This is a genomic window from uncultured Bifidobacterium sp. (assembly GCF_949292005.1).
Lineage (GTDB): Bacteria > Actinomycetota > Actinomycetes > Actinomycetales > Bifidobacteriaceae > Bifidobacterium.
Genome location: NZ_CASEXV010000085.1, coordinates 1 through 3,495, shown reverse-complemented (window position 1 = coordinate 3,495; position 3,495 = coordinate 1). Strand labels below are relative to the sequence as shown.

General features: G+C 60.4%; 3 protein-coding genes. 1 reads left to right on the top strand and 2 read right to left on the bottom strand.

Annotated features, from left to right (window positions below; genetic code table 11):
• A partial coding sequence (locus Q1X90_RS06605; protein WP_300768308.1) for a peptide deformylase occupies nucleotides 1-288 on the top strand: 288 nt, incomplete at its 5' end.
• A gap of 12 nt (nucleotides 289-300) precedes the next feature.
• On the opposite strand, the gene Q1X90_RS06600 is transcribed toward Q1X90_RS06605, so the two are convergent.
• Together Q1X90_RS06600 and Q1X90_RS06595 are read right to left on the bottom strand one after the other, a co-directional pair.
• The gene (locus tag Q1X90_RS06600; RefSeq protein ID WP_300768306.1) at nucleotides 301-2,046 is read right to left on the bottom strand and encodes a hypothetical protein; all 1,746 of its coding nucleotides are present in this window, start codon (nucleotides 2,044-2,046) and stop codon (nucleotides 301-303) included.
• A 254-nt stretch (nucleotides 2,047-2,300) separates the two neighbouring features.
• Nucleotides 2,301-3,495: DUF3427 domain-containing protein (locus Q1X90_RS06595; RefSeq protein ID WP_300768304.1), on the bottom strand; the 1,195-nt coding region annotated here is incomplete at its 5' end.

Here is a 3,495-nt window from a genome sequence, read left to right as displayed (position 1 = left end):
CGGAGCTTCTATGAAGGATGTCTGAGCTTCGAAGGGTATCAGGCCGTCCGGCGCCGGTGGCTCGACATCGCGGCACGGTGGCAGGACGAAGAGGGCATCGCCCATGAGGAGCGTCTTCATGGATGGCCCGCGCGCATATTCCAGCATGAGACGGACCATCTCAGTGGTGAGGTCTATATCGATCAGGCGCAGATCCGTTCGCTGACATCGGATGACAATCTGATGGACTACTGGTGCGAGGATCCCGTCCCCACCGCGGCGGCCAAGGAGCTTGGATTCGAGTTGTAACGTCCGCCGCCGTTATTCGGTTCCTGAGTTGACGAATCCTGCCAGCCACTGGCAGAGGTGAGCCCGTGTCCCACTGTGCGGTAGGATCCTCTTCGCGAGGTCGCGCGCCTGCTGACGGCCGAACGCGGTGGAGTATCGCCTCATGGCGCGGATGATGGTGCCGTCGCTGATCGAGTCGTCGGCAAGGCCGTGCAAGGACTCGTCGGCGAGCCCAGCCTTTCCCAGAATCGTCTCACGCGCGTCCTGCGGATGGGTGCGGGCGAAGACGGGAGCCAGCGTCAGACGCGCTCCAGGGTGAACGTTCGCGTAGCGCCATGCGGGCTCGCATAGATGGTTGTCGAGAAGAATTTTCTCATAGAGGGCGTTGCGTGGGCGCGCGGCGTCGCATGAGTCCTCCATTTCGAACTCGCGGACGATCAGGCGCACCTGCTCGTGCCACTGGGGGCCGCTCATGGCCCGCAGGATCCTGACAAGGCGGGGGCTGTCCGTTTTGGGACCGGAGTCGATGATGCGACGGCGGTATCGGGCGAACAACTCATCAAGGCAATCGCATTCCACCAGAGCCATGTCGTGCATGGAGCCCCATCCCAGAGGAACGAGGTCGGGTGGGAAGAGAATGGGAGCCAGATCAGGGTGCTCATGCTCCATCAACGCGCTGAACTGCCGCAGCTCCTCCCACTTGTCCTGTGAGAGGAGCCTGGCGGCGTAGGCGTCGGCGAGAGGCGTCATTCCCCGATTCTCCCGGAGCATCGCGTCGGCCGCATCATCGTCGCCCGACATACGGAGCAGATCATGCTTAAGGAGTATGGCTGCCTTGCCGAAGCGTATCTGCGCGCGGGTGACGCAATCGCGGAAGGTGAGCGTCTCTCCGTTGCGTGTCACGACGAGCGGATTGGATGGCTCCTGGTCGGCCTCCTGGGACAGGTCCCGCATGGCGCGGGTGACGCGGGCAAGAGCATCGTAGGCAATGACTCGGGTGTCGTCCCACTGCGCGAACGACAGGCCGCAGGAGACGATGAGCATCAGCTGGACGGGGTTGAGCAGCATGGGGCCGTCGCATGTTGCCTCGACCAGAACCGCCATGCATTGGATGGAGGTGACGGTGTCCGCGTGCTTGGCGACCGAGTTCATGTAGAGGCGGATCTGCTGGATCAGATGGAGCAGATAGTCGAACACCTCGTTGTTGTCGTCGTTCACGCAGCCGATGAAGTCGATGGTGGTGTCCAGCGCCAAAGCGAGGTTGCGTGTGGAATCCAGCCAGCGCGTGCTGGACAGCGCGTTGCCAACGACCGCGTCGACCCCGGCCAAAACCTGGGTGTCCATGTGGAACACAGGGGGTATATAGCCTTCTTCATCGGCGTCCGGGGGAGACTCGCAGGAGTCCATATACCATCGGATGGGCGTGTCCATGACTCGGGCGGCGTCCTCGGGTGCCGCGACCGGAGAGTCGGTGCGGCGCGCGTCGTCCAGGGTGCTGATGTCGGCGATCATGTGGTTCCACAGGAAGCAGGGGCCGTCCAGCCCTCCCATGGCGATGATGCTGTTGTTCGCGAAGGAGCTCAGATCGGCCGACGCCTCCCGGGGGTCGTCCGGAAAATCGCCGTCAAGCTCCAGGGACTGCATCCGCATGATGCTGGCGACGATGGGGGACAGGGTGCAGAGGTTATCAAGCTCGTCCGGATCGTTCCAGTGCCGGGCGGCGTCGGCCGTGAAAGGGTCCATGCCGGGGATGTCGGAAGAATGCGGATTCTCGTCCACTGTGGGTGCCCTCCCTGTTGTCTGTCGTCTGTCGTCAAAGTGCCGTCGGACCGTCGTCGATGCCCTGGTCGATCGTTCGTCCGCGTCCGATGCGTGCCACCACCATAACCCGAAGGAGGGTGTTGAGGTCGGCGTTTCTCGTAAGGGGCAGGACTTATATCCTGGCGAAAGCGGCGATGGCTTTCGGCAGATCGGGTGTGGCGCTGGTCATGGTTCCAACGGCGCTGCGCATGGCCGTGGCTGGATCGATGCGGTCAGATGGTCGGGGATCCGGTCAGATGCTCGAACAGGTCGGGCGTCACGGGCCGCTCAAGGGTGAGTGTGGATACGACGACCTTGGATTTTTTTCCGGTGGGATCGGCGTTCAGCGTCTCGTGGAGATCAGTGACGCTTCGCACCATGCCGACGAAGTAGTACGTGGTCTCCCGAGCCTCCTTCTTGCGCCGTATGAACACGGGAACGGTGTGCGAAGCGCTCCACAGATCAGTATTATGCGCGTCGTGAAGAAGCCACGTGTACTCGGGTGAGCGCAGGGTTCTTCCGTTTTTGCTCACCCATGTGATGCGTCTGGTGTCCAGAAAGCGGTCCTCGTATTGGCTTGATTCGTATTTGATGAAGATCGGCATGGTCGATGTCTCCTGATCGAACCGGTATCCACCCACGTTCTGCGGAATCTGTTCGGCGCTCCATCCGCACATGCGCATCACGTCGAATACGCTGTATTTCTCGCCATAGATGAATCCGCAGCGTGTGATCGACGTCGAAGAGAGGTGGTCCTGAAGGATGTGTGCGTTGAGGAGTGATGCACGTATCGTATCCATGAAGAATCTGGTGAATGTGGCGTTGCCTGAAAGCCATTTCGACAACTTGAGGGAGAGTCGATCCGTTCCATCCTCGGCGGAAGTCACGAGAGGGGTTGCACCGAACCGATCCTGGTTGTTCGCGATGAAATATGACAGGTCAAGGGATCGGAACGCTGAATCGATCTGTCGAGGCGAACGATCGGATAAAGGAAAGAGCTCCTTGAGATCGTCAGTCAGATTCGATTTCGAAACGCGTCGGTCTCCCCAGGGGATGGATGGATCGTCTGAAAAATCGTCGATGGTGGACACGGAACGTTCAGGGGAGTCGAGAATTCCGCAAAGCCGTGCGAGTATGAGAGACTCATGGGGCCTGAATCCTTTGAGGACGACACTGGTGAGCATCGTCAGCACGCCATCTTGCTCCGGTGTCGTCGCATCCAGCTCGGATTCGAAGGATGGCGAGTTCTTCCGGTGGCTCAAGCTGGCTTCGCGCGATCTGACGAAGGCAAGGTAGTTCTTTGACTTGAATGCCATGGTCGCCACCAACGATGGGTCACGGGTCGCGATATCCATAAGAAGCGGGATGCGGTTGATCTCGTAGCGGATCTGTCTGTACTGCTCAGAGAGGGCGCGCATGTCGGACAGG